21 protein-coding genes and 1 pseudogene are annotated in these 26216 nt (G+C 56.7%); 12 read left to right on the plus strand and 10 right to left on the minus strand.

Annotation, left to right across the window (positions count from 1 at the left end):
* Positions 1 to 48 precede the first annotated feature (48 nt).
* Positions 49 to 792: a peptidoglycan editing factor PgeF gene (pgeF, locus tag AAY24_RS09285; protein ID WP_046859447.1), complete on the minus strand. Its 744-nt coding sequence runs from the start codon at positions 790 to 792 to the stop codon at positions 49 to 51.
* Positions 785 to 1744: a 23S rRNA pseudouridine(1911/1915/1917) synthase RluD gene (gene rluD, locus AAY24_RS09290; RefSeq protein ID WP_046859448.1), complete on the minus strand. Its 960-nt coding sequence runs from the start codon at positions 1742 to 1744 to the stop codon at positions 785 to 787. Before rluD ends, pgeF begins: the two co-directional genes overlap by 8 nt.
* A gap of 186 nt (positions 1745 to 1930) precedes the next feature.
* On the opposite strand from rluD, the gene AAY24_RS09295 reads away from it, so the two are divergent.
* Complete coding sequence (locus tag AAY24_RS09295) at positions 1931 to 2755, plus strand: outer membrane protein assembly factor BamD (RefSeq protein WP_046859449.1); 825 nt, start codon at positions 1931 to 1933, stop codon at positions 2753 to 2755.
* Positions 2756 to 2833: 78 nt separating this feature from the next.
* On the opposite strand, the gene AAY24_RS09300 is transcribed toward AAY24_RS09295, so the two are convergent.
* From AAY24_RS09300 to sucC, 4 genes are all read right to left on the minus strand, one after another.
* Entirely contained in the window at positions 2834 to 3172 is a 339-nt protein-coding gene (locus tag AAY24_RS09300) for a P-II family nitrogen regulator (protein ID WP_046859450.1), read from the minus strand.
* A gap of 132 nt (positions 3173 to 3304) precedes the next feature.
* Positions 3305 to 4918, minus strand: a complete 1614-nt coding sequence (locus AAY24_RS09305) for an NAD+ synthase (protein ID WP_082117099.1) — start codon at positions 4916 to 4918, stop codon at positions 3305 to 3307.
* 130 nt (positions 4919 to 5048) lie between these two features.
* A complete protein-coding gene (gene sucD / locus AAY24_RS09310) occupies positions 5049 to 5918 on the minus strand; it encodes a succinate--CoA ligase subunit alpha (RefSeq protein WP_046859452.1) in 870 nt (289 codons plus the stop codon).
* 66 nt (positions 5919 to 5984) lie between these two features.
* A complete protein-coding gene (sucC, locus tag AAY24_RS09315; protein WP_046859453.1) occupies positions 5985 to 7148 on the minus strand; it encodes an ADP-forming succinate--CoA ligase subunit beta in 1164 nt (387 codons plus the stop codon).
* A gap of 96 nt (positions 7149 to 7244) precedes the next feature.
* Here sucC and AAY24_RS19185 point away from each other — a divergent pair, with 96 nt between their 5' ends.
* From AAY24_RS19185 to AAY24_RS18900, 11 genes and pseudogenes are all read left to right on the plus strand, one after another.
* Positions 7245 to 7478 (plus strand): PP0621 family protein, encoded by a 234-nt coding sequence (locus tag AAY24_RS19185; protein ID WP_199930329.1) that lies wholly within the window; start codon positions 7245 to 7247, stop codon positions 7476 to 7478.
* 41 nt (positions 7479 to 7519) lie between these two features.
* Complete coding sequence (locus AAY24_RS09325) at positions 7520 to 9160, plus strand: sensor histidine kinase (protein WP_046859455.1); 1641 nt, start codon at positions 7520 to 7522, stop codon at positions 9158 to 9160.
* 7 nt (positions 9161 to 9167) lie between these two features.
* Complete coding sequence (locus AAY24_RS09330; RefSeq protein WP_046859456.1) at positions 9168 to 10520, plus strand: sigma-54-dependent transcriptional regulator; 1353 nt, start codon at positions 9168 to 9170, stop codon at positions 10518 to 10520.
* A gap of 400 nt (positions 10521 to 10920) precedes the next feature.
* The gene (locus AAY24_RS09335) at positions 10921 to 11400 is read left to right on the plus strand and encodes a pilin (RefSeq protein WP_046859457.1); all 480 of its coding nucleotides are present in this window, start codon (positions 10921 to 10923) and stop codon (positions 11398 to 11400) included.
* A 459-nt stretch (positions 11401 to 11859) separates the two neighbouring features.
* Positions 11860 to 13029 (plus strand): annotated as a pseudogene (locus tag AAY24_RS09340) (IS3 family transposase).
* A 1220-nt stretch (positions 13030 to 14249) separates the two neighbouring features.
* Positions 14250 to 15962, plus strand: a complete 1713-nt coding sequence (gene pilB, locus AAY24_RS09345; RefSeq protein WP_046859458.1) for a type IV-A pilus assembly ATPase PilB — start codon at positions 14250 to 14252, stop codon at positions 15960 to 15962.
* Between the two features lie 5 nt (positions 15963 to 15967).
* Positions 15968 to 17209 carry a type II secretion system F family protein gene (locus AAY24_RS09350; RefSeq protein ID WP_046859459.1) on the plus strand — a complete coding sequence of 414 codons (1242 nt, stop codon included), beginning with the start codon at positions 15968 to 15970 and terminating at the stop codon, positions 17207 to 17209.
* 39 nt (positions 17210 to 17248) lie between these two features.
* Positions 17249 to 18127, plus strand: a complete 879-nt coding sequence (locus tag AAY24_RS09355) for a prepilin peptidase (protein ID WP_046859460.1) — start codon at positions 17249 to 17251, stop codon at positions 18125 to 18127.
* A gap of 3 nt (positions 18128 to 18130) precedes the next feature.
* Positions 18131 to 18724: a dephospho-CoA kinase gene (gene coaE / locus AAY24_RS09360; RefSeq protein WP_046859461.1), complete on the plus strand. Its 594-nt coding sequence runs from the start codon at positions 18131 to 18133 to the stop codon at positions 18722 to 18724.
* Positions 18725 to 18779: 55 nt separating this feature from the next.
* Positions 18780 to 19595, plus strand: a complete 816-nt coding sequence (zapD, locus tag AAY24_RS09365; protein ID WP_052761159.1) for a cell division protein ZapD — start codon at positions 18780 to 18782, stop codon at positions 19593 to 19595.
* 6 nt (positions 19596 to 19601) lie between these two features.
* Positions 19602 to 19799 (plus strand): DNA gyrase inhibitor YacG, encoded by a 198-nt coding sequence (locus AAY24_RS18900; protein WP_082117100.1) that lies wholly within the window; start codon positions 19602 to 19604, stop codon positions 19797 to 19799.
* Positions 19800 to 19859: 60 nt separating this feature from the next.
* Here AAY24_RS18900 and AAY24_RS09370 read toward each other — a convergent pair whose 3' ends face one another.
* The 4 genes from AAY24_RS09370 to AAY24_RS09385 all read right to left on the minus strand — a co-directional run bounded on the left by AAY24_RS09370 (position 19860) and on the right by AAY24_RS09385 (position 26163).
* Complete coding sequence (locus tag AAY24_RS09370; protein ID WP_234422150.1) at positions 19860 to 20825, minus strand: Nudix family hydrolase; 966 nt, start codon at positions 20823 to 20825, stop codon at positions 19860 to 19862.
* 49 nt (positions 20826 to 20874) lie between these two features.
* Complete coding sequence (gene argJ, locus AAY24_RS09375; protein ID WP_046859462.1) at positions 20875 to 22083, minus strand: bifunctional glutamate N-acetyltransferase/amino-acid acetyltransferase ArgJ; 1209 nt, start codon at positions 22081 to 22083, stop codon at positions 20875 to 20877.
* A 167-nt stretch (positions 22084 to 22250) separates the two neighbouring features.
* Positions 22251 to 25061 (minus strand): preprotein translocase subunit SecA, encoded by a 2811-nt coding sequence (gene secA / locus AAY24_RS09380; protein ID WP_046859463.1) that lies wholly within the window; start codon positions 25059 to 25061, stop codon positions 22251 to 22253.
* 172 nt (positions 25062 to 25233) lie between these two features.
* Positions 25234 to 26163 carry a M23 family metallopeptidase gene (locus AAY24_RS09385; protein WP_052761160.1) on the minus strand — a complete coding sequence of 310 codons (930 nt, stop codon included), beginning with the start codon at positions 26161 to 26163 and terminating at the stop codon, positions 25234 to 25236.
* Positions 26164 to 26216 lie beyond the last annotated feature (53 nt).

Raw genomic sequence — 26216 nt, forward strand, 5'->3', positions numbered from 1 at the left:
CCTGCGCTAACCTTCCCCCGGTCACCCGGAAAGCCAGGCAACAGCGCCCTATTCCATCCAGATCATGGACGCCATGCGTCCTGTCACTCCATCACGCCGATAGGAGAAGAAGCGTTCGCGGTCGGTTACTGTACAGTAATCCCCGCCGCCGATAAAACCGACCCCGGCCCGTTCCAGGCGCAACCGGGCCAGCCGGTAGATGTCTGCCAGCCAGTGTCCCGGCCGGCCCGGTTGAAACGCGTTATCGGCCCGGGGATCATCCTGCAGAAAGCGCGCCCTGACCTCGGCACCCACCTCGAAGGCGGCCGGCCCAATGGCCGGACCCAGCCACACCAGCAGCTGCTCGGCCGGATCATCGAAGCCCGCCAGGGTCGCCTCCAGCACGCCATCGGCCAGCCCGCGCCAGCCGGCATGGGCCGCCGCGACCCGGTTGCCGGCGCGGTTGCAGATCAGCACCGGCAGACAATCGGCGGTCATCACTACGCACACCTGTCCGGGATGACCGGTGATGCTGGCATCCGCCTCCCGGTCCGCCAGGTCTGAAGCACACTCCAGCACCCGGGTACCATGCACCTGATTGAGCCAGAAGGGTGTGGCTGGTGCACCGGCGGCCATTTGTAGTCGTCGACGATTCTCGGCGACGGCGGCCGGATCATCCCCCACGTGATCGCCCAGATTGAGTGTGTCAAACGGCGGCCCACTCACGCCGCCGCGGCGGGTCGATATCACGGCGCGCACATTGGCCGGGGCCGGCCAGTCCGGCAGCAGCAGATCAGGCTGGGCCTCAGGCATGCTGACAATCCTCCCGCAGCGTCTCCAGCAACTGTTGCATATCCTCCGGCAGGGGTGTCTCCCACTCCATCCACTCGCCGCTGGCCGGATGGGTCAGCCCCAGTTTCAGGGCATGCAGGGCCTGGCGATGGAAACGGCGCAGGGCGTCACGCAGCTGTTCCGAGGCCCCGGCTGGCTGACGCAGCCGGCCCGCGTAAACCGGATCACCCACCAGCGGATAGCGCAGGTGAGCCATGTGCACCCGAATCTGGTGGGTACGGCCTGTCTCCAGTTTGACCTTCAGATAGGTATGGGCACGGAACCGCTCCAGTACCCGGTAGTGGGTCACCGCCTCCTTGCCGGCCGGATGGACCGCCATCTTGATACGCTGGGTCGGGTGGCGACCGATCGGCTCATCCACCGAGCCACCCGCGGTCATCACCCCGGTGGCGATGGCCCGGTACTCCCGGTCAAATTCCCGGGCCTGCAACTGCTCCACCAGGGACTTGTGGGCCGCCGGCGTCCGGGCTATCACCAGCAATCCGGTGGTCTCTTTATCGAGCCGGTGCACAATACCGGCCCGGGGCAACTGGATCAGTTCCGGGTCATGGTGCAGCAGGGCATTCTGCAGCGTGCCATCGGGATTACCGGCGGCCGGATGCACCACCAGTCCAGCCGGTTTGTTGATCAGGATAAGGGCCTCATCCTCATAAACAATATCCAGATCGATCGCCTGCGGCTTGCACTCCACCTGATCCTCCAGGCGTGCCTCCAGGTCCACCCATTCACCGCCGATCACCTTGTCCCGTGGCCGACAGGTGACTCCATCCAGGGTCACCAGACCCTCTTTAACCCACTGCTGCAGACGGCTGCGGGAGTAATCGGGAAACAGCTGGGCCAGGGCCTGATCGAGCCGTTTGCCCGCCAGTTCGATCCCGACCTGGGCCCTAAGATGTTCTACTCGTTCAGACAATGCCGCCGCTCCCGATCGTCCACTGTAAGGATAAAAAAGGGAGAGTTTACCCCATTCGGCCCCGCCGGGCCTCCCGAACCGGAACGGGAAATCACGGGCGCTGTCTGTAACCGGGTGTCGTGTCGCCCGGCCGGCACCTTTCGGGTATACTTTTCGGTTATATTCATCATCCGGTTCGCATCGCCAATGGCCAAATATCCCATATTCACTGCTCTGCTCATCCTGTTACTGCTCTCCGGCTGCTCCCTGCTGCCCAAGGAGGAGGACGAAACCATCGGCTGGAGCGCCCAGAAATTCTATAGCGAGGCCAGCTTCGCCATGAACGAAGGCGATTACGAGACCGCTATCCGGTATTTTGAAGGACTGGAATCCCGCTACCCCTTCGGACGTTTTGCCATGCAGGCGCAACTGGACGTGGCCTACGCCCATTACAAGGATGGCAATCCAGAAGCCGCCATTGCTGCCGCCGATCGCTTCATCCGGCTGCATCCACGGGACGCCCACGTGGACTACGCCTACTACCTGAAGGGGATTGTTAACTTCAATCGCAACCTGAGTTTCATTACCCGGTTTATCCCGACCGATACGTCCCAACGTGATCCCGGCTCCACCATTGACTCTTTCAACGACTTCGCCGAACTGGTACGCCGCTTTCCGGAGAGCCCCTATGCGGAGGATGCCCGCAAGCGTATGTACTATCTGCGCAACAACCTGGCCGCCCATGAGATTCATGTGGCCCGTTACTATATGAGACGGGGCGCCTACCTGGCGGCTGCCAACCGCTGCGTTACCGTGGTGGAAAAGTACCAGCGCACGCCGGCGGTCAAGGATGCCCTGGAGATCATGATCCAGGCCTATGACAAACTGGGACTGGAAGAGCTCTCGGCGGATGCCCAGCGGGTGCTGGCGCTGAACCTGGAGAACGGCGCCCTGCAGGTACCGGAGAGTGACTATGAGGAGAAGTCGCTAGGCAAAGCGATCTGGGACTACCTGGAACTGGACAAGAACTGAACCAGCGCGATCCATCCGGTCTGACAAAACAGAAGGGGGCGCCGGCGGGCGCCCCCTTCTGTCTGTTGTAACCGATTGTCAGATCGCGGTTTCGTCTTCCTCGCCGGTGCGAATCCGCACCACCTTCTCGACGCTGGTCACAAAGATCTTTCCATCACCAATCTTGCCGGTTTTGGCGGCACTGGTGATGGCTTCGATACAGTCATCCAACTGGTTTTCGTTGATCACCACCTCGATCTTCACCTTGGGAAGAAAGTCCACCACGTACTCCGCTCCACGATAGAGCTCTGTGTGACCTTTTTGTCGACCGAACCCTTTTACCTCACTGGCCGTCATACCGGTGATCCCGACAGCGGACAGTGCTTCCCGCACATCGTCCAGTTTAAAAGGCTTAATAATCGCGTCGACTTTTTTCATTGTTTCCAGGCTCCTGTTAACACCTTACCGCATCGGCGGCAGATTTACTGTTTCATGGATACGCACATCTTACCGGAATTAAAGCCACCGGTAAGGTAGTGGAATAGATTTCGCTGCAATCGGGCAGCGCCGCTAGAATCCGTTGGTCAGGGGATAGCGCCGGTCCCGGCCGAAGGCACGCTGACTGATCTTGACCCCCGGCGGCGCCTGGCGACGCTTGTACTCGTTACGATCCACCAGCCGCACCACGCGGCGCACATCCGCCTCGTCGAAACCGGCCGCCACTATCTCATCGACCCCTTTGTCCTGCTCGATATACATCGCCAGGACCGGATCCAGGATCTCGTAGGGTGGCAGGGAGTCAGAGTCTTTCTGATCCGGTGCCAGTTCCGCCGACGGGGGACGCTCAATCACCCGGCGCGGAATCACTTCGCCGGTCCGGTTACGGTACTCAGCCAACCGGTAGACCAGCAGCTTTGGCACATCCTTGATCGGGGCGAATCCCCCGGCCATGTCGCCGTACAGGGTGGCATAGCCAACCGACATCTCGCTCTTGTTACCGGTGGTCAATAGAATTTTGCCAGTCTTGTTGCTGATGGCCATCAACAGCACCCCCCGGCAACGGGCCTGTATATTCTCTTCAGTAGTATCGCGTGGAGCATCGGCAAAGGCCGGTTTCAGCAGATCCAGAAAGGCGTTGAACGCTGGCTCAATGGGGATAGTCTGGTGTTTTACACCGAGGAGTTCCGCCTCCTTTATCGCGTCCTCATTGCTCATATCCGCCGTATAGCGGGACGGCATCAGCACCACTTCCACCTGGTCGGCACCCAGGGCATCCACTGCAATCGCCAGGGTCAACGCCGAGTCGATCCCACCGGAGAGCCCCAGTACCGCCCCTTTAAAACCGTTTTTCCGCACATATCCCCGCACACCACTGACCAGAGCAGTGTAGACCGCCTCCTCTTCAGGGAGCAGCGGAGCCACTGGGGCCGCAACGGGAAGCAGCTGACCTTCCTGCTCGACAAACTCCACCAACGGCTGATCCTCGCGGAAAAAAGCCGCCCGCTGGGTAATCTCCCCCCGGGGATCGACCACGAAGGAGCCGCCATCAAACACCAGTTCGTCCTGCGCCCCCACCAGGTTGAGATAGATAATTGAAAGCCCGGTCTCCTGGGCCCGCTTCTGCAGCAGGGTCTCCCGTTCCGGCGCCTTGCCGGCATGGAACGGTGACGCATTCAGATTGAGGAGAATCTTCGCCCCCGCCTCGGCGGCGGAGGCGGCCGGGGTCCGGTACCAGATATCCTCACAGATAGTGACGCCGACCGGCACACCCTGCAACTCGAACACACAGGGCTGATCACCCGACTCGAAATAGCGCTTCTCATCAAATACGCTGTAGTTGGGCAGCAGCGATTTGAAATATTCGGCAATAACCACACCGTCCCGAATTACGCCGGCGGCGTTGTACAGTTTGCCGTCCTGACATTTCGGGTAACCCAGGATCACATCAATACCGCGACATTCACGACACAGACGCTGCAGTTCCGTCTCCACCCGGGCAATCAGTTCCGGACGCAGCAGCAGATCCTCCGGGGGATAGCCGGTCAGCGTCAGTTCCGGGAACACCACCGCATGGGCCTGCTGCTGATCGCGGGCCACCCGCATCGCCGCCAGAACCCGGTCGGCATTGCCGCGGATATCGCCTACCAGCAAGTCGATTTGTGCTAAAGATATTCTCGGGCCCAAGGAACCACCTATTTAAAGTGCCGGTACAAAGCGGCATCAGCTGAAAAACCGCCCCCTAAAATCAAGAAACCGCCACCGACCTGACGGCCGGGGCGGCATATGATACCCAAAATCAGAGATTTTGGCGCTATCAGCTCATCAGTTCCAGCATCTTGGCGCCGATCTCCGACGGAGAGCGGACGGTTGCCACGCCAGCAGCTTCCAGAGCGGCGAACTTGCTGTCAGCCGTGCCCTTGCCACCACTCACGATGGCTCCGGCATGACCCATCCGCTTACCCGGAGGTGCGGTCACGCCAGCGATGTAACCCACAACCGGCTTGGTGACGTTGGCCTTGATGTAGGCTGCCGCATCCTCTTCAGCCGTACCACCGATCTCACCCACCATGACAATACCTTCGGTCTGGGGATCCGCCTGGAACAGTTCCAGGCAGTCGATGAAGTTCATGCCGTGGATCGGATCGCCACCGATGCCGACGCAGGTGCTCTGGCCCTGTCCGGTAGAGGTGGTCTGGAACACCGCCTCGTAGGTCAGGGTGCCGGATCGGGACACAATGCCGATCTTGCCCGGTTTGTGGATCATGCCGGGCATGATGCCGATCTTGCAGGCACCCGGGGTAATGATACCGGGGCAGTTGGGGCCAATCAGGCGGCTTTCAGAGTTGGCCAGGGCCGCCTTAACCTTCAGCATATCCAGTACCGGGATGCCTTCGGTGATACAGGCGATCACCTTGATGCCGGCGTCTGCCGCTTCCAGGATCGCATCGGCAGCAAACGCAGCCGGGACGTAGATCATGGTGGCATCGGCACCGGTCGCCTCAACGGCGTCATGGACAGTATTGAAAACCGGCAGATCCAGGTGTTTCTGGCCGCCTTTTCCGGGAGTTACGCCGCCCACCATATTGGTGCCGTAGGCGATTGCCTGCTCAGTATGGAAGGTGCCCTGCTTGCCGGTAAAACCCTGGCAGATCACACGGGTGTCTTTATCAATAAGGATACTCACAATTCTTTTCCTGTATCTGGTGATACCGGTTCAGCGCCCGCCGGACGCTGCCACCGGTTCAAACAATCAACCTTTGGCGGCAGCGACGACTTTTTCTGCGCCTTCCGAGAGATCAGCGGCGGTGGTGATGGCCAGACCACTGTTGGCCAGCAGCTCCAACCCTTCCGGCGCCTTGGTACCTTCCAGACGCACCACCACCGGCACCTTGACGTCCACCTCTTTGACCGCCTCGATAATGCCCTCGGCGATCAGGTCACAGCGGACAATGCCACCGAAGATGTTGACCAGTACGGCCTGCACCTTGTCATCGGACAGGATCAGTTTGAACGCTTCGGCTACCCGCTCTGCCGTGGTGCCACCGCCCACATCCAGGAAGTTGGCCGGTGAACCGCCCTTCAGCTGCACCAGGTCCATGGTGGCCATGGCCAGCCCGGCGCCGTTTACCATGCAGCCGATATTGCCATCCAGCGTAATGTAGTTCAGGTCGTGCTCGGCTGCCTTCGCCTCACGCTCATCTTCCTGGCTGATATCCCGCATGGCCAACAGGTTGGGCTGACGGTAGAGGGCGTTGCTGTCCAGGTTGATCTTGGCATCCAGGGCGATCAGGTTGCCCGCCTTGGTCACCACCAGGGGGTTGATCTCCACCAGGCTGGCATCGCTGTCGATGAACAGCTGGTAGAGCGCGAACATGAATTTCTGGAACTCACGGATCTGGGTACCCTCAAGCGCCAGGGCAAAACCCAGCTTGCGGCACTGATAGGGCTGCAGGCCGGCGGCCGGATCGACCCGAACAATGTGAATCTGTTCCGGGGTCTCTTCCGCCACCTCTTCGATATTCATGCCACCCGCCTGGGAAGCCATGAACAGAACCTTCTTGGAGTCCCGATCCACCAGTACGCTCAGATAGAGTTCCCGATCGATATCGGTAATGGTCTCGATCAACAGGGTGTTGATCGGCAGGCCGGGCTCGCCGGTCTGCTTGGTCACCAGCATGCTGCCCAGCAGCCGCTTGGCCTCCTCCTCGACCTGATCGAGGCTGTCCACCAGGACCACTCCGCCGACCTTGCCGCGTCCACCGGCGTGCACCTGCGCCTTGACGACCCAACGTCCACCACCCAGGGCTTCCGCCGCCTGACGCGCCTCTTCGACGGAGGTCACTGGACTACCCTCCGGTACAGGAATACCCTGTTTCGCAAACAACTGTTTTGATTGATACTCGTGTAGATTCATTCTCGCAACCGGTCAACGTGATAAAATAAAAGGCACTATTTTGGTCGAAATTGACAAAATAAGCAAAAGTATAGAATACCCGGATAAGCAGAAATTATGGGCATAAGGTTAATACTGGTTCTCCTCACCCTGTGGGGCCTCTACATTATAGTACGGGGTCACCTGGCTCGCCGGAGAAAATCGGCCTCCGTAAAATCGCCCGGTTCCAGCGCCAATACGGTCAAATGCAAGGTTTGCGATACCTATCTGCCCGAAGCGGAGGCATTGCAGCATGAGGGTGAATTCTTCTGCTCCCGTGAACATCTGACACAGCAACAGAATGACCAGTAACCACATACCCGACGTTCTGCCGGCTAGGAGCTCCCGCCCCCATGCCACTTGCTGATACCCGACAACAGGTCCTGGATCTGGACGAGGCCCAGATCAGCGCCCCCAGCGACCGGTCACTGACCATCTTTTTTTACTATCGGCTGATCGTCGCATCCCTGCTGGGAATACTCTTCTTCAGCAAATCCGGTCCCACCTTGCTGGGCCACACCAATCCAGGACTGTTCACCCTGGTTGTGATCATCTACATCGGCCTGGTGATCGCCAGCGGCGTCCTGCTGTACGCCGATCGCCCCGCCTCCCATAACCAGCAGACCTTCCTGATGGTGTTTGCGGACATCTGCTGCATTACCCTGCTGATGCATGCCAGTGGCGGTATCAGCTCCGGTCTGGGCATGTTGCTGGCCGTCTCCATTGCCGCCGGCAGTATCATCACCCGGGGCGCCCATGCCGGCCTGGAGGCGGCCCTGGCGTCCATATTTATACTGGCAGAGCAGGCTTACGCCCATCTGAACCAGACCTTCACCACCACCGCCTATACCCAGGCGGGACTGCTCGGCACCCTGTTCTTCGCCATTGCCATTCTGGCCCGGGTTATGGCCCACCAGCTCAAATCCAGTGAGGCCCTTGCCACCCAGCGCCAACTGGACCTGGCCAACATGGAGCAGCTGAATGAGTATGTCATTCAGCACATGCTCACCGGCATTATCGTGGTGGATACGGAGAACACCATTCGTCTGATGAACGAATCCGCCTGGTACCTGCTGGGCATGCCGGAGGTTGGCACCGGGAGCTCCCTGGAGCAGGCGAGCCCCAAACTGGCGGACCAACTCTCGGAATGGGACCAGAAACAGCACATGCCGCCAGAGCCGTTTCGCCCCGTGGTGGGGGGTCGTGAGCTGACCGCGGGCTTCTCCATGCTGGGCGAAAACAATAAGGGCGGTGCGGTTATCTTCCTGGAGGATAGCGCCACCGTGACCCAACAGGCGCAGCAGATGAAGCTCGCCTCCCTGGGCCGTCTGACCGCCAGCATCGCCCACGAAATCCGCAACCCGCTGGGCGCCATCGGCCATGCCGAGCAGTTGTTGAAAGAGTCCCCCGATATTCCCCCGGCGGACCGGCGACTGATCGACATCATCAGCACCAATACCCGGCGGGTTAACGAGATTATCGAAAACATCCTGCAGCTGTCACGACGCGGCAACTCCCAGCCCGAGGAGTTTCTGCTCAAACCCTGGCTGACACAGTTCACCATCGAGCTGGCCCGCACCCTGAGTCTGCCGGAGGGCGTGATACAGTTGCAGATCGAGCCGGACAGCACGCTGGTCCGCACCGACCCGGGCCAATTCCGGCAGATTTTTGTTATCCTGTGCGAAAACTCAATCAAACACTTCAACAGGGAGCGTGAAGCCTTGAGCATACAGATCAATGGCGGCATTACCCGCGAGTCGGGAGGCCCCTTCGTGGACATCATCGATAACGGCCCGGGCATCGCGCCGGAGCATGTGCGACAGATGTTCGAACCTTTCTTTACCACCCGCAATTCGGGCACCGGCCTGGGACTCTATATCGCCAAGGAGCTGTGCGAGACCAACCGACTCGGGCTGGACTATATTCCCGTCCCCAGTGGTGGCAGCTGTTTCCGTATTACTTTCCCCGCCCGGGGTAATCATCCGGTCAGGTGATGGGACGATGAGCAATCCACTGGCACTCATTGTTGATGACGAACCGGATATCCGGGAACTCCTGGAGATCACCCTGGGACGCATGAATATCGACGCCCGCACAGCGGAGGATTTACACAGCGCCCGGCAGTTGCTGGAATCCGAACGATTCGACCTCTGCCTGACCGATATGCGCCTGCCGGACGGCAACGGTATCGAACTGGTGGAGAACATCAACCAGCACTATCCGGAACTGCCGGTAGCGGTCATCACGGCACACGGCAACATGGACTCTGCCGTACAGGCACTGAAGGCAGGGGCATTCGACTTTGTCTCCAAACCGGTCGATCTGGGTATGTTGCGCAAGCTGGTCAATACTGCGCTGAAACTGGAACGGAACGACACCGGTGCCGCCCGACCGGGAAACAGTAAACAGAAACCGGAACTATTGGGCAAATCACCCGCCGCCGAACGTATCCGTACCCTGATCCGCAAACTGGCCCGCAGCCAGGCCCCGGTCTTCATCAGTGGCGAATCGGGTACCGGCAAGGAGCTGGCCGCCCGGCAGATACACCAACAGAGTCCGCGTGCCGACCACAGCTTTATTGCTGTCAACTGCGGCGCCATCCCCCAGGAGCTGATGGAGAGCGAGTTTTTCGGCCACATGAAGGGCAGCTTTACCGGCGCTATCAGCGACAAACAGGGACTGTTCCAGGCCGCAGATGGCGGCACCCTGTTCCTGGACGAAGTGGCCGACCTGCCGCTCAATATGCAGGTCAAGCTGCTGCGGGCTATCCAGGAGAAGTCGATCCGGCCCATCGGTGCGCAACGGGAGATACCGGTGGATGTCCGCATCACCAGTGCCACCCATAAAGACCTGGCCGCGTTAGTGGAGAGCGGCCATTTCCGCCAGGACCTGTTCTACCGGATCAATGTCATCGAACTGCCCATCCCCACCCTGCGCGAGCGACGGGACGACATCCCCCTGCTGGCCGACATGATGCTGAGCCGCATCGCTGCCTACACCGGCGGCAGCAAGCCCCGTATCGACCGGGACGCACTGCAGGCCCTGCTTGGCTACAGCTTTCCCGGCAATATCCGGGAACTGGAGAACATCCTGGAACGGGCGGTCGCCCTCTGTGAGAATGGCATCATCACCCGGGAGGATCTGCAGATTCCCACCGACCCGGCACCAGAAAGAACCACGCCACTCGATGTCGACCCGGACATGCCGCTGGAGGCGCACCTGGAACAGGTGGAACGCAACATGATCACCACCGCGCTGGAGGCGACCCACTGGAACAAGACGGCCGCCGCGAAACGACTGGGCATCTCTTTCCGGGCACTCCGATACAAGCTGGAGAAGCTGGGGTTGGAGTGACGCAACGCCAGCGATGACCACAAACCAAGACTGCACGGCCCGATAACCCCCGGGCCAGATCGGCACGGACACAGGATCACCACACATAAGCGCAATCCGTGACACTTTTTGTCTCTTTCAATGTGACAATTTACGTCACTTTTTGACACTCACAGCAAGGTCCATAGCGGAATCCGGTCCAGCTCCAGCAACCACAGAACAGCCTGCCGAACAAGTACCATTCATTAATATTCAAGGACTTATGTATAAACTGTAAACCGCTTACAAGAACTGGCACGACCATTGCTTAATAACAGACAAGTAATCTGGGGCTGGCAACTGCCGGACCGCATGATGAAAGGGATGACATATTCCAACAGGCACTTGCCACAGAATATTTAACACTTAAAGGGAGATACCCATGAAAAAGACACAAGCTGGTTTTACATTGATCGAACTGATGATCGTGGTTGCGATCATCGGCATTCTGGCGGCCATTGCGCTGCCTGCTTATCAAGACTATGTCATAAAGGCCAAGGTCTCAGAAGGTATTCTGGCAACCAGTCAATGCCGCACAACAATCTCGGAAGTCTATCAAACAGGGACTGCCGCTAACGCCCCTGCCGCTGACGATTGGGGCTGTGGGGAAGGAACCACGACAACCCAATACGTTTCGTCAATTTCAACCAGTGCCAATGGTGCTATAACGGTAACACTCCAAAATATTGATGCCGCCGTAGATGGTGAGACCATTGTATTGACACCGATTACGGCACCCGGAGTTGCGGCCGCCGCCGCCAACATCCCCCTCCAGGTTTATGGATTTGAGTGTGCGGGTGATACCGGTAGCGGCTCAGTGCCCACTAAATACCTACCAGGCTCATGCAAGGGTTCTCTCTAACCGCATAGTATAATGCTAAAGGCAAGGTAGAACGAGCAAGACTCATTTTCTCACCAGCCTTCGTAAGGCAACCCATTAAAGCCTCCGTCGTCGGGGGCTTTTTATTTTACAACGCGCGAGAGATAGAGACCCCCTCTCGTTCTCCCCTGTACAAATAGCCGCAACAGTGGCGGCTTTTCCCCGCACTCAAAATTAAGCGACACAGCGCCCCTATTCTTAGCGCAAACTACCACTAGTGGTTTTAAGTTAAGCCTCCAGCAAAGTCCGTAGCTTTAGCTGCCAAACACTCAGAACAATCTTCTTGACGAACCTAATGGCTCTTCGATCGACTGAAAAGAGCTTACACACCAGTTTCAACTGATCCATCCTACGATCATCTCTTCTGGGTGGCGGATTGAGGTGGTCTAATAGATTTGTACAACCCAGTTAAGCATAATCCACTTAACTGAGGTAAAAATAATGACAACACGAAAGAAGTACTCAAAAGAATTCAAGCTGGATGCGGTCAGTCTGGTGATTGATCAGAATTACAGCCAGGCCGAGGCAGCGAAGAACCTTGGCATCAATGCCCAGATGCTGGGTCGTTGGGTGCAAGAGCATCGGTCGGTTGATGGCCAGGCCTTTCGCGGCAATGGCAAGCTGACACCGGAACAGGAAGAGATTAGAAAGCTCAAGGCCCAGGTGAAACGCCTTGAGATGGAGAGGGATATCTTAAAAAAAAGCGACGGCATTCTTTGCAGCAGAAACGAAGTAAAATACTCGTTTATCACCCAACATAAGAATGCCTATCCCATCAGCCCGCAATGCCAGGTATTGGGTGTGACCCGTAATGGCTATTACCAGCACAGAAAACGTCTGAGTAACAAGCCGGATGATCCCGCGCATCAAGAGATGCTGGAATGGGTCAAAGATATCGCTGAGAGTGCGGACCATGCCTATGGCAGCCGTCGGATAAAGAAGGCGCTCAATGCGCTGAGTTATCCGGTGAGTCGGAGCAAGGCCAGAAAACTGATGCGTGAGGCGGGCGTGCAGGCCCGCCAACGCAAGAAATACAAGGTCACCACCAACAGCAACCACTCGCAGCCGGCGTTTGATAACCTGCTGATGCGTGGGTTTGACGTGGCCCAGCCAGATCGGGTTTACGCGGCGGATGTGACCTATATCTGGACGCCGGAGAGCTGGTTATACCTGGCGGTGGTGATCGATCTGTGTTCACGTCGGGTGGTGGGCTGGAGCATGAGTTCATGCATGAAGGCTAGACTGGTTTGTGATGCCTTGCAGATGGCCATTTGGCAACGCCGACCAGGGGCTGGTTTGATCCATCATTCGGACCGTGGATAGCCATATGCCAGCAAGGCGTTCCGGCGCTTGCTGACAGCACACGGTATCCACGGCAGTATGAGTAGGAAAGGAGACTGCTGGGATAATGCTGCGGTCGAGAGTTTCTTTGGTAGCCTGAAGCAGGAACGGGTGCACTGGCGGAACTACCAGACACGCTATGCAGCCCAACAGGACATTCTGGAATACATTTCCATGTTCTATAACAACAGACGGTTGTACTCGTACCTGAACTATATGAGTCCTAATGACTTCGAGCGGCAATTGCTGGAGATAAAGAAAGCGGCTTAGCTGGGTGTAACAAAATGGTTGACCACGTCAGATATACCCCGCATCACCTTCTCACCGCTATCCACAATCAAATAAAAGTACGCTTTGGCCAAAAAGTACTGCCCCAGACATTTCCCCTCTCCCCCTGATATATTTAGCTATATAAATTGCATTCTTGTTCTTTGAAACCGATTACATACGATATCGCATGTTTAGGCATGTATCAACATCATCTATGAACGTAATCAACCATATCATGCCCATCTTCGATAAAGCTCTCTTTTCACCTTGACAGCTGGTAGAAAACCTCCCTTTAGTCCTTTTCTGATCTAACCAAAATAACCTTTCTTCGGCATTTCGGGATACACGCAATTGGCGTACTTGAACACCCACTCGGCATGATTAAAAAACTCCCTACTTGCCTCATGATCTCCCTTGTGTCTTCCTTGAGCGGCTAGCGCTTTTTTAGTTATCATGGAGCTCCATCAAACCTAAATGACGAATGTTTCCACTGGAGGATGTCTTCATGATTGCCTGTCCTTTTCCCTTTCTACAGAACCCCGAAATTGAAAGTCTATAGTAACTTCGATCTGAGCACACGGAACCCAGAGACCCTTAACAAACATACGTAAGTTGCTGACAGGAACAAACATGAATTATATAGTAATCACAAAGCCCAACCTCGCAGTTGCTAAGCATTGATTGAGAGTCCCCTTGGCCAAAGCTCTATCGGGTACAGCCACAGAATGCAGGCAACCGCGGAGCAAGTTGGCCGGCACATCAGGTCGGCAATCCTCACCTGCAGAGTCTTACTCACATCTAAAGATACCATCGCAACTACCAACATTTAGCCGTAACAAACTGCGTTCAGCGACAAACGGGAAAAACCGATTAATAATTGCCCAACTTTCTACACCGGGGTGCTTAGAGCAAATCGAATTAACTATGTACATCACCGCCGTTTTGGCACTATAGACATACCAATCTTGATTAATCACTCAGGATCGACAAATGCCTAGCATTATCCATAATTACTCATTAAAAAATAACAACTTGGTCTAAAAAAATATAATCAACTTGAAAAAGAACCTATAATCGATTATTAGATTCGGTTAAGGTATAGTTTTTCCTCGTGTAGGGGAAATAATTGGGAACCACCGATAGGCTTCAAGCAGGTAAGCATTTGCACGGTATTAATATACCGATCCAACCACATTCATTCTCCAGAAATCCCGGAACAGATGGCAACAGCAACACAAAAAATAGCATTGAGCGGCCTGCCGCGGCGTCTTGTCGAAGACAAACTGTTGTCTGAAGAGATAGCCCAGAAAGCCGTTCAGGAATCCGCCAAAAAACGTCAGCAGTTCGTCTCCTACCTGGTTGAGAACAAATTGCTCGACAGCAGCAGTATTGCCCTCTCCGCCTCGCAGGAGTTTGGTGTGCCCCTGTTTCAGCTGGAGGCCCTGGATATGGCCGCCGCCCCCGTCGGCCTGGTGGATGAGAAGCTGATCCGCATTCATCACGCCCTGCCGATCTTTCGTCGCGGCAACCGGCTCTTCCTGGCGGTCTCAGACCCGACCAATATCCAGGGGCTAGATGAGATCAAGTTCCATACCGGCCTGGCCATTGAAGCCATTGTGGTGGAAGAGGACAAACTGGTCCGGGCCATTGAAGTAATACTGGACGCCAGCGACACCAGCATGTCTGATCTGCTGGATGCGGACCTGGACAACCTGGATATCTCATCCGAGGACCAGGATGATCAGAAAAAAGACGGGGACCTGGATGTCGACGATGCTCCGGTGGTCCGTTTTGTTAACAAGATGCTGGTGGATGCTATTAATAGCGGCGCCTCTGATATCCACTTCGAACCTTACGAAAAGACCTTCCGGGTCCGCTTCAGGCAGGACGGTATTCTGCATGAAATCGCTTCTCCGCCGGTCAATATCGCCTCACGCCTCACGGCACGCCTCAAGGTGATGTCCCGCATGAACATTGCCGAGCGACGGGTACCCCAGGACGGGCGGATCAAGATGAAGCTGTCGCGCAACCGGGCGATCGACTTTCGTGTCAACACCTGCCCCACTCTTTACGGGGAGAAGGTGGTACTGCGTATTCTCGATCCTGCCAGCGCCCAACTGGGTATTGAGGCGCTCGGATTTGAGCCCGAACAGCAGCGATTGTTTGAAACCGCCATTCGCAAACCCTACGGCATGATCCTGGTGACCGGACCGACCGGTAGTGGTAAGACGGTGTCACTCTACACCGCCCTGAATATGCTAAATGACGAGGGGGTCAACATCTCCACCGCAGAGGATCCGGTGGAGATCCAGGTAGCCGGCATCAATCAGGTCAACGTGAGTACCCGGACCGGCCTGACCTTTGCCGAGGCTTTGCGGGCCTTCCTCCGTCAGGATCCCGATATCGTGATGGTGGGTGAGATACGTGACCTGGAGACAGCTGAAATCGCAGTCAAGGCGGCTCAGACCGGTCACCTGGTCCTTTCCACACTGCATACCAATGATGCTCCCCAGACCTTGACGCGACTGGCCAACATGGGCATTCCACCCTTCAACATCGCCTCCTCCGTGATCCTGATCATGGCCCAGCGACTGGCCCGGCGACTCTGCGAACACTGCAAGGTTGCCGATGATCTGCCAAGGGAGGCTTTGCTGGAAGAGGGCTTCAAAGAGGATGAACTGAACGATCTGACCGTATACAAACCCGTAGGATGTGATCACTGCACTATGGGTTACAAGGGACGTGTTGGTATATTTCAGATCATGCCCATCTCCGCCGCCATGGAAAAGCTGGTTATGGAGGGGGGCAACTCGCTGGAACTGGAGAAACAGTCAAGAGCCGAGGGCATTCTCACACTGCGGGAAGCCGGATTGAACAAGGTCAGGGCAGGCGTTACCAGCCTGGAAGAGATTAACAGGGTTACCAAGGATTAAGCGATATGGCCACTGCAAGCGCGGTTAAAAAAGCACCCAAGGCCGAGAAGGCCTATGTCTATACCTGGGAAGGTGCCGACCGGAACGGCAAACGGATCAAAGGGGAGACACGCGCCGCCTCCCTGGCACTGGTGCGGGCCGACCTCAGGCGGCAGGGCATCAATCCGTTAAAGGTGAAGAAAAAGCCTACAGCCCTTTTCAACACCAAAAAGAGGATTACTCCTGGTGATATCGCAATCTTTTCCCGTCAGCTGGCCACCATGATGGAGTCCGGCGTGCCCCTGGTGCAGGCGTTTGATATCGTCGGCCGCGGGCACGACAACCCCTCTATGCAGGATCTGATCCTGTCAATCAAGGCCGATGTGGAGGGAGGTACCGCCCTTGCTGAGGCGCTGGCCAAGCATCCGCTCTATTTTGACGACCTGTTCTGCAACCTGGTGCGGGCTGGTGAAGCCGCCGGTGTGTTGGAAGATCTGCTGGACAAGATTGCCACCTATAAGGAGAAAACCGAATCCATCAAGGGTAAGATCAAGAAGGCGCTGTTTTATCCTGCCGCCGTGATTATTGTCGCCATTCTGGTGACCATCCTAATCATGCTGTTCGTCATTCCCCAGTTTGAGAGCCTATTTTCCAGTTTCGGCGGCGACTTGCCGGCCTTCACCAAAATGGTCATTTCCATATCCAAATGGATGAACAGCTACTGGTGGTTGATGTTGCTAGGTGTGATTGGATCGGTCTACGTATTCAGCTACTCCTTTAAGCGCTCGCGTAAAATGCGCCACGTGATCGATAAGCTGACCCTGCAGATACCCATTATCGGGGTCATCATCCACAAGGCGACCATCGCCCGCTTCTCCCGCACCCTGGCCACCATGTTTGCGGCCGGTGTACCCTTGGTGGAAGCCCTCGAATCGGTCGCCGGGGCCACCGGCAATATCGTCTACAGCGATGCCGTCATGCGTATGCGTGAGGACGTGGCCACTGGCCAGTCACTGCAGCTCACCATGAAGCAGCAGCAGCTTTTCCCCCACATGGTGGTGCAGATGGTATCCATCGGTGAGGAGTCCGGCTCACTGGATCACATGCTCTCCAAGGTGGCTGATTTCTATGAAGAGGAGGTGGATAACGCCGTCGATGCCCTCAGCAGCCTGATGGAGCCCTTGATCATGGTGGTCATTGGTGGCTTGGTGGGCAGTCTGGTAGTGGCCATGTATCTGCCGATCTTCAAGATGGCATCGGTTGTTTAAACAACATAACGCAATGGCCTATATAACAAGCCATCATTAATGGACTTTATTACCGTATTCCAGCAAAGCCCGCTGCTTTTCGCAGTAACTTGCACATTGCTCGGGCTGTTTATTGGCAGTTTTCTGAATGTGGTGGCCTATCGCCTGCCGAAGATGATGGAGAGCGACTGGCGGCAACAGTGCCAGGAGTTTCTGGAACTGCAGGATACTACCAAACCAGCCGACCCACCCCTGACCCTGAGTCGCCCGGGCTCTAACTGCCCTCGTTGTGGCCATACGATACGCCCCTGGGAGAATATCCCCGTGATCAGCTGGCTGTTGCTGCGGGGTCGCTGTTCAGCCTGCAAGGAGCCCATCTCCCTGCGTTACCCCCTGGTCGAACTGACCACCGGACTGCTTTCCCTGGCCGTCGCACTCCATTTCGGTTTCACTTGGCAGACGGCGGCGGCACTCCCGCTGACCTGGGCCCTGATTGCCCTGACCCTGATCGATTTTGACGAGCAACTGCTGCCCGACTCCATCGTGCTGCCCATGCTCTGGTTGGGGCTGCTACTCAGTCTGTTTGATATTTTTACTGACAGCCACTCAGCCATCATTGGCGCCGCCTGTGGCTACCTCTCGCTCTGGCTGGTATTCCAGTTATTCAAGCTGTTGACCGGCAAGGAGGGCATGGGATATGGGGATTTCAAACTGTTCGCCCTGTTTGGTGCCTGGTTTGGCTGGCAGTCCCTGGTCCAGGTGATCCTGCTCTCTTCTGTGGTTGGCGCAGTGGTAGGTATCCTGTTGATTATAATTCGGGGCCGGGACCGGAATATCCCCATTCCATTTGGACCCTATCTGGCTGCCGCCGGCTGGATCAGCCTGATCTGGGGTGAACAGATTAACAGTGCCTACCTTCAGTGGGCCGGTTTGGCCTGACCCATGTTTGTTGTTGGCGTCACCGGTGGAATCGGCTGTGGCAAGAGCGCCGTGACCGATTGTTTTATTACACTGGGTATACCGGTAATTGACGCCGATCTGGTGGCCCGTGAAGTGGTGGAGCCCGGCCAGCCTGCCCTGGCAGAGATTGTCGATCAGTTTGGCGAACAGGCCCAGCTCCCGGATGGCAGCCTCAATCGGGCCTGGCTCAGAGCGTCCATCTTCTCCGACCCGCAAGCGAAGACAGCGCTGGAGCAGATACTACACCCCAGGATACGCGCCGAAATGCGCCGCCGGCTGGATGCGTTGGATACACCCTATGCGATCTTTTCCATTCCTTTGTTATTTGAAACCGGACAGGACAAGGGCGTAGACCGGGTTCTGGTGGTGGACTGTCCTCCGGAACTGCAGCTCAGTCGGGTAACTCGCCGCGATCAGACAAGTGAGGCTCAGACCCGATCGATTATCGACGCACAGATAGATCGCAAAAGCCGCTTGGCCCGAGCCGATGATATTATCGACAATTCCGGCAGTCTGGATGATCTTCGCATTCGAGTTGAACAGCTCCACCGTAAATATCTTATACTTGCCGGCTAACAAGCTTATCACTGTTAGAACCGGTATAATGAAGCTATAGTCAGGGTCAGGCGCCATGTCAGGCGCACTCAAAACAGACAGACACCAGTTCATGCAACCAGCCGTTTCAGACAAGATTATTTACGAGCATCCGCTCAATGAAAAGACCAGAACTTTTCTCCGTCTGGAGCATCTGTTTCGCCAGGTTGATTTCCATATTCCCCAGTCCAGCACCTGGGATAGCCGTGCCGCGATTACCAGTCTTATGGATATGGTGGCGATTTTCTCCCGTGCGGATATAAAAACCGAGTTGATCAAGGAGCTCAAACGCCATCAGGAGACCTTGGCCGGTATCCGTGCCATGCCGGATGTGCATGAGGAGCGCCTGGATCAGATCCTGCGGGAGTTGCAGACTGTCTCAGTCAAGTTGCAGCAGCATAGTGGACAGTTGGGGCAGGAGTTGCGGGAAAACGAATTCCTCAAAAGCATCACCCAGCGCAGCAGTATTCCCGGTGGAAGCTGTGCTTTCGATCTGCCTCTATATCACTTCTGGTTGCAGCAACCCTTCGAGCAGCGTCATCAGGAGATCGTTGCCTGGCGGGACACGCTGGAGCCAGTCTTCACCGCTGTCAACCTGTTACTCTCGCTCATTCGCGGCAGTACTACACCAACCCGGGAACTGGCACCGAATGGCTTCTTTCAACAGAGCCTGGATGCCCAGTCACCCGCCCAACTAATCCGGGTCGGACTGCCCCGTGAAAGCCAGCTGTTTGCTGAAATCAGTGGCGGTAAACACCGCTTCACTATCCGCTTCATGGAGCAATCCAAAGAGGAGCGCGCCACCCAGACAAAACTGGACACCACCTTCTTTCTGAACTGCTGCATACTCTGAATAAACATGTCTGAAGCGCTAAAAAACGTCCGTTGTCCTGTCTGCAAAAAGGCCTTTGACTGGCACTCGAATGCCAGTTCACGCCCCTTCTGCAGCGAACGCTGCCGACTGATTGATCTGGGGGACTGGCTGGAGGAGAAGCACCGGATACCCGACAGAACGCCGGCAAATCCGTTCCTGCCACCGGAAGACGACTACAGTTAAATCCCGAAACCCCGAGAAGCACGCTGTGCCGACCGGGACAGCGTTGGAATGGTAATCCTGTCACCTCTGCCCGGCGGGCTCTTCCTCAGCCCAAAGCGAAGTGATGGCCGCGACACCTTGCCCACCCCGTTCCAGAGCTTCTCTGACATGCCCCCTATCCATGCCGCCCAGGGCGTAGACCGGGATGCTGGCCGACGCAACGATTTGTGCAAAAGAGTCCCATCCCAAGGGAGAAGCCCCTGGATGGGAACGGGTCGCCAGTACCGGTGAGAGCTGACAGAAATCCGCATTAATAGCCATCGCCTTGCGAACTTCGCTGAGGTTATGGCAGGAGGCAGCGACCCATTTATCGTCTGTTAGTGGTCGCTCACTCAGCTCAGCCAGATGATGACTGTTCAAGTGCACGCCGTCGGCGCCCAGTTCCCGGGCCAGTTGAACGGGACAATTCAATAACAGCTTCGCTTCGTATTGTCGACACAGCGCTCGCGCTTCCGCCGCCAGGGCAGCATATTCGATTGGATTTAAACCGGGAGCCCTGAGTTGCACCAGGCGTATGCCGCGGACCAACGAAGTCTTCAGACGTAACAGAAACTGGTCAGGCTTGCGGGGATCAGGGCCGGTAATCAGATAGTGCTGGGGCAATCTTATGGCAGTGCAGATAGGTCGATCGGCCGCCGGCATGGCATATTGAGATAACTGCTCTGGAAACACCCATTCCAGCGGCTGCCCCTCTAACCCGATAGGCGTGCCGGAATAGTCTTGTATGCTGTGAACATCGAGCCGGACCGTCTTGTCCGGATAGCTATGGGTGATCTGTATAAGTGGTTGGTGAGTATTTACTACAATGCCCAGTTCTTCCTGTATCTCACGACGCAACGCCCTGGCCAGATCTTCGCCCCGCTCCACTTTGCCCCCGGGAAATTCCCATAGACCACCCTGGTGCGCGCTGACGGCGCGGCGCGTTAGCAGCACCCGCCCCTGGGCGTCCTGGATCACACCGACAGCAACATGGACCGGCAATATCACCTATCCTAACCCCATGCAATCAAAACCTTCCTGGTCCCTGAAACAGGATTCAGGTGCGGTACTCCGCATTGATTTTCACATACTCATAGGAGAGATCACAGGTCAGCACCCGGGTCTTCGCTTCACCCCGACCCAGTGCAACCCGGATAGAGAGCTGGTCCTGCTGCATGACCCGTTGACCCGCCGCTTCGCTATAGTCGGCGGCACGCCCGCCATCCCGCACAATACAGACATCATCCAGCCAGATCCGAATCGGTTCGATCGCCAGCTGTTCGATGCCGGCGCGTCCCACCGCTGCCAGTATGCGGCCCCAGTTGGGATCGGAGGCAAACAGGGCTGTCTTGACCAGGGGAGAGTGGGCGATGGTATAGGCCACATCCCGCGCCTCCTGTTCGCTGGCCGCCTCCTCAACCCGAATTTCCACCAGCTTAGTGGCACCCTCGCCGTCCAGCACGATAGCCCGGGCCAGCTGCATGCAGACGTCCTCGACAACCTCGCACAGTTTTGCAAAATCAGCCGACGCCTGGTCCGTAATAGGTGAGCACCCACTTACGCCTGACGCCACCAGAATACAGGCGTCATTGGTGGAGGTATCCCCGTCCACGCTGATTGAGTTAAATGAAGGTTTGACCGCGCGCTCAAGGCACTGCTGCAGCAGTTGCCGGTCCACTAGGGCATCCGTAGCGATATAAGCCAGCATAGTGGCCATGTCGGGCCGGATCATTCCCGATCCTTTGGCCATGCCGGTCACTGTGACGGTCTTGCCAGAAAGCTCCAGCTGCCGGGAGATCAGCTTGGGTACTGTATCGGTGGTCATGATAGCGCGGGCGGCTCTCTCCCAGCCCCGTTCGGACAGGGCAGTGAGGGCATCCGGCACCGCCACGGCAATACGATCGACAGGCAGGGGTTCTCCGATCACTCCGGTGGAGAATGGCAACACCTGATTGATGGCACAGGCGCGTGCCGCGGCCACCGCCTTACAGGCCTCCCGGGCTGCCCGCAGACCGTTATCCCCCGTACCGGCATTCGCATTGCCGGAATTGATCAGCAGATAGCGGGGCATCACTGCCGCCAGATGTTCCCGGGCCACAACCACAGGGGCCGCGCAGAAGGCATTACGGGTAAAAACCGCCGCGCAAGTGCTCCCCTCCGCCAGTTCCATGACGACCAGGTCGTCCCGATCCGGGTACTTGATGCCAGCACCGGCGGTGCCAAGCCGAATACCCGGAACCGGATAAAACTCCAATGTTTCGCTCATTGACTCAATTCCGCCAATACGGTTGTTGGTTTAATGCCCATCGACAGCCGCTGACCGGGCAATGGATGGACAAAGAGATCCCCGGTCACTGGGAGCGGATTGCCGGGCAAGCTTACTTAATCCCGCCCCCACTATTTCGCTGGCAATTCCCCTCTGGATAAGGGCAACTACTGAATCCGTCCGTGGCACTGCTTGTATTTTTTACCGGATCCACAGGGACAGGGTTCATTGCGTCCTATCTTGCGGTCTGATCGGACAAACGGCTGCTGTTGCTCCTCTTCCGCACCAGCGGCCGGCTGCGCTTCCACATCGTCAAAACCACCAAACGCTTCATGCTGGAACTGGAAATCGGCTTCATTCTGCTCAAGCTCCGGGATCTCCATCATCTCCTGGGCCTGTACCGGGACCTTGGTCAGGACAGAGACAAGCTCCTGTTTGATCCCTTCCAGCATGTTGGAGAACAGCTCATACGCCTCCCGCTTATACTCCTGCTTGGGATTTTTCTGGGCGTAGCCACGCAGATGAATACCCTGACGCAGATAGTCCATCGCTGCCAGATGCTCTTTCCAGCTGGCGTCCAGAATCTGCAGCATGACCGCCTTCTCGAACATGCGCAGATTTTCACTACCGGCCAGTGCCTCTTTTTCGGCGTACTCCTGTTCCATCTGGGAGATGATCCGCTCCCTCAGAGTCTCTTCATGCAGGCTGTCATCCGCATCGAGCCACTCCTGGATCGGGTAATCCAGCTCGTATTCGCTCTTCAAGGCTTCTGTCAGCCCGGGGACATCCCACTGCTCTTCGAGACTTTGGGGTGGGATGTAGCGATCGATCAGCCCATTAACCACGTCGCGGCGGATGGAGATAATAGATTCGGATACATCGCCCGCATCCATCAATTCGTCCCGCTGCTGGTAGATCACCTTACGCTGGTCATTGGCCACATCATCGTATTCAAGCAACTGCTTACGGATATCGAAGTTGCGCCCCTCCACCTTCTTCTGGGCATTGGCGATGGCCTTGGTCACCCAGGGATGTTCGATCGCCTCACCCTCTTCCATACCCAGCTTTTGCATGATGGCCGACACCCGATCGGAGGCGAAAATCCGCATCAGGTTGTCTTCCAGAGAGAGATAAAAACGGGTCGAACCGGGATCGCCCTGACGACCGGAACGACCCCGCAGCTGATTGTCGACACGGCGTGACTCGTGCCGCTCAGTGCCCACTACATGCAGACCGCCGGCCTCCAGCACCTGCTGATGGCGCTGCTTCCAGTCCGCGCGGATTTTTTCGATGGCCTCCGGTGTCGCCGCATCGCCCAGCTCGGCAATTTCCATGTCCGGATTGCCGCCCAATACGATATCGGTACCGCGGCCCGCCATGTTAGTAGCGATGGTCACCGCCCCGGGTCGGCCCGCTTCGGCAACGATATTGGCCTCCCGCTCATGGTGTTTGGCATTCAGCACCTGATGCGGAACCTTGGCCTTGTCCAGCAATCCGGAGATCAGTTCCGATGTCTCGATGGAGGCGGTGCCTACCAGTACCGGCTGACCCCGTTTTACACAATCCTGAATATCCTTGGTGATCGCCTGATACTTCTCAGCGGCGGTCAGGTAGACCAGGTCTCCCAGATCCTTACGAATCATATCCCGGTTGGTCGGGATCACCACCACTTCCAGTCCGTAGATCTGCAGGAATTCCGGCGCTTCGGTATCGGCTGTACCGGTCATACCGGAGAGCTTGTTGTAGAGACGGAAGTAGTTCTGGAAGGTGATCGAGGCCAGTGTCTGATTCTCCTTCTGAATCTCCACCCCCTCTTTCGCTTCCACCGCCTGGTGCAATCCTTCCGACCAACGCCGCCCCGGCATGGTCCGGCCCGTGAACTCGTCAACGATGACAATCTGGCCATCGCGCACGATGTAATCCACATTCTTCTGGAACAGCGCGTGGGCCCGCAAGGCGGAAGTGACGTGATGCATCAGGCTGATATTGGCGGTGTCATAGAGGCTGGTTTCGGGGTCCAGCAACCCCATCTCCACCAGCATCTCCTCCACATGCTGATGCCCCTCTTCACTCAGGAACACCTGCCGTGCCTTCTCATCCACCGAGTAGTCACCCGGCCCGAAGGCGGGCTTACCATCCTCGTCCGCTTCAATCGGCTCCTGCCTGGTCAGACGGGGAATCAGCTGATCGATACGGGTATAAAGATCCGACCCCCCCTCGGCAGGACCAGAGATAATCAACGGTGTGCGCGCCTCGTCGATCAGGATCGAATCCACCTCGTCCACCACTGCGAAGAACTTTTCCCGCTGTACCCGCTGATCGGCGCTAAATGCCATGTTATCCCGCAGGTAATCAAAACCAAATTCGTTATTGGTGCCGTAGGTGATATCGCAGGCGTAAGCTTCCCGGCGGGTCACCGGACGCAGGTGGAGATAGCCGCCGCTCTTGCCATCGTATGAATAATCGCAACTGAAGGAGGATTCATCCACGCCACCACCGGAGGACTGGATCACCCCGACACTCAAGCCGAGAAAATCGTAAAGTTTCCCCATCCACTCCGCATCACGTCGGGCCAGGTAGTCATTCACCGTTACCACGTGAACACCTTTGCCCGGCAGCGCGTTGAGATAGACCGCCAGAGTAGCAACCAGCGTCTTGCCCTCACCGGTGCGCATCTCTGCGATCTTGCCGTCATTCAGGACCATGCCGCCGATCATCTGTACGTCGAAGTGACGCATATTCAAAACTCGCCGACCCGCCTCGCGCACTACGGCAAACGCCTCTGGCATCAGCGAGTTCAACTCAGCTCCCTGCTCCAAGCGCTGCCTGAATTCCCCGGTTTTGGCTTTCAGCTCGTCATCTGTAAGCGCCTCCAGCTCCGGCTCCAATGCATTGATCTGGGCAACTACCTTCGACATCCGCTTGATGAGGCGGTCATTGCGACTGCCAAAGACCTTCCTGAGAATCTTACTGACCATGAAAAAACTCTTGCTGATATGAATTTAGGCCCACACCGGTCGAGCCCGGGACGGACAGAAAATAAAGCGCTGATAATACCGCAAAAAGGCCAAGATAGCAGGCATTAGATGCAATTCGGGCGCTAAAACGCCCGGGATTTCTCTGCCCCCTGGAACTGCCCGACATGCGGGATTAGCGTTTGATGCGGAGGTATTTGGATGGATTGACGGTTTTACCGTTTTTGACAATCTCAAAATGGACATGGGGGCCGGTGGAGCGTCCACTGGAGCCCATCAGGGCGATGGGCTGCCCCTGGGTCACCAATTCACCAGGCTCCACCAATATCTTGCTGTTATGGCCATAGCGGGTTACGTAACCGTCTGTATGGCGTATCTCAACCAACTTGCCATAACCTCCCCGCTCGCCAATCCAGGTGACAATGCCAGAAGCGACGGCAACCACATTGGAGTTCTTTTTACCGGCCAGATCCACACCGCGGTGAAAGGTCTTCTTGCCGGTGAAAGGATCTTTACGATAACCGTAACGGGACGAAATCCAACCCTTCTCCACCGGTCGGCCAGCCGGAAGCATCGCCTCATTCATCTGCTTGTCAAAAATCAGCCCTTCCATCAAATCCAGTTTATGCTCGCGATCGGTGATCACCTGGGAAAGCTGCTCCATATCGGCAACCAGCTCTGACAGACTGACTGACTGAGCCAGTTCCCCCTCTTCAATACCACCGCGTGCCGGCTCTTCATCGAAGTCGAACTCGTCCTCATCAAGCTTGGCGGCCTGAGCCAACCGCTCACCTAACGCATTGATACGAAGAATATGTGACTGTAGCTGACCAAGCCGTAAAGCCAGGGCATCAAGGTGATCCTGGGTGCGGCCCTTGGTCTCCTGAAGTTCGTCACGTTGCGCCAGCAGCAGATCTCGCACCACGTCGGTGGTTGTATCGCCGGCCGCCTGTGATGAAGCGCTTACACCCCACTGATAACCACCCCAGAGAGTTCCGCCCAGCAGAAGCAGAAACGCCGGCACCAGAATACCCAGCGACCCAGCGGAAGCGATCGGCAAACGGCCCGTCTTGTGGAAAAACCTGGAGAGTAGCATCATCTTCATGGATAGCATTGAAACCTGTTCAAAAGATAATTCACCACGACAACGACTTCCGT

The sequence above is a fragment of the Sedimenticola thiotaurini genome (assembly GCF_001007875.1).
Classification (GTDB): Bacteria; Pseudomonadota; Gammaproteobacteria; order Chromatiales; family Chromatiaceae; genus Sedimenticola; species Sedimenticola thiotaurini.